The following is a 1,136-nucleotide window of genomic DNA, read 5'->3' on the forward strand; positions in this document are numbered from 1 at the left end:
GTACAAGAAGGTGTAGTAGCCGACACGGTAGAGCAGTACAAGAAGGTGTAGTAGCCGACACGGTAGAGCAGGCTGTAGAAGCTGCTAAAAAAATGAAAACTGACTACAATTCTGACTGGGTTGTAATTAAAGCTCAGATCCACGCTGGTGGTAGAGGTAAAGGCGGTGGTGTAAAGCTTGCCAAAAACCTTGATGAGGTTAAGGAAAGAGCTTCTGCTATCTTAGGTATGCAGTTAGTAACTCCACAAACTGGTCCGGAAGGAAAGAAAGTTAACAAAATTTTAGTTGCTCAGGATGTTTACTACCCAGGTGCATCTGAAACCAAAGAATTCTATATCAGCGTATTGTTAAACCGCGCTAACGGAAGAAACATAATTATGTATTCTACTGAAGGTGGAATGGATATCGAGGAAGTTGCTGAGCATACTCCTCATTTGATCTTCAAAGAAGAAATTGACCCTAAAGTTGGTCTTCAAGGATTTCAAGCTCGCAAAATAGCTTTTAACCTTGGTCTAAGCGGTCAGGCTTTTAAAGAAATGGTAAAATTTGTTACCGCACTTTACAAAGCTTACGATAGCACTGATTCTTCAATGTTTGAAATCAACCCTGTTCTAAAAACATCTGATGATAAAATTATCGCAGTTGACGCGAAAGTAGATTTAGACGAGAATGCCTTATTCCGTCATCCGGATTACGCGGCAATGCGTGATAAACTGGAAGAAGATCCTACTGATGTTGAAGCAAGCGAATCAAACCTTAACTATGTTAAACTTGACGGGAACGTTGGCTGTATGGTTAATGGAGCAGGCTTAGCAATGGCTACTATGGATATCATCAAAATTGCAGGTGGAGAACCGGCTAACTTTTTAGATGTTGGTGGTACTGCAAATGCACAAACGGTTAAAGCTGGTTTTAACATCATCCTTAAAGATCCGAATGTAAAAGCAATTTTAATTAACATATTTGGTGGTATTGTTCGTTGTGATCGTGTTGCCCAAGGTGTTATTGATGCATATAAAGAAATTGGAGATGTTCCGGTTCCTATTATTTGCCGTTTACAAGGAACAAATGCTGTTGAAGCTAAGCAATTAATAGATGACTCAGGATTAAAAGTTTTCTCGGCGATAGCATTAAAA

Annotated in this window: 1 protein-coding gene; it reads left to right on the plus strand. The window is 39.5% G+C overall.

Going from position 1 to position 1,136, the window contains the following annotated elements; translation table 11 throughout:
- Positions 1 to 1,136 (plus strand): ADP-forming succinate--CoA ligase subunit beta (gene sucC, locus AC1DDX_RS27665; protein ID WP_477623068.1); only part of this gene is annotated, 1,136 nt, incomplete at both ends.

Source organism: Pedobacter sp. 10L46_2 (assembly GCF_056395165.1).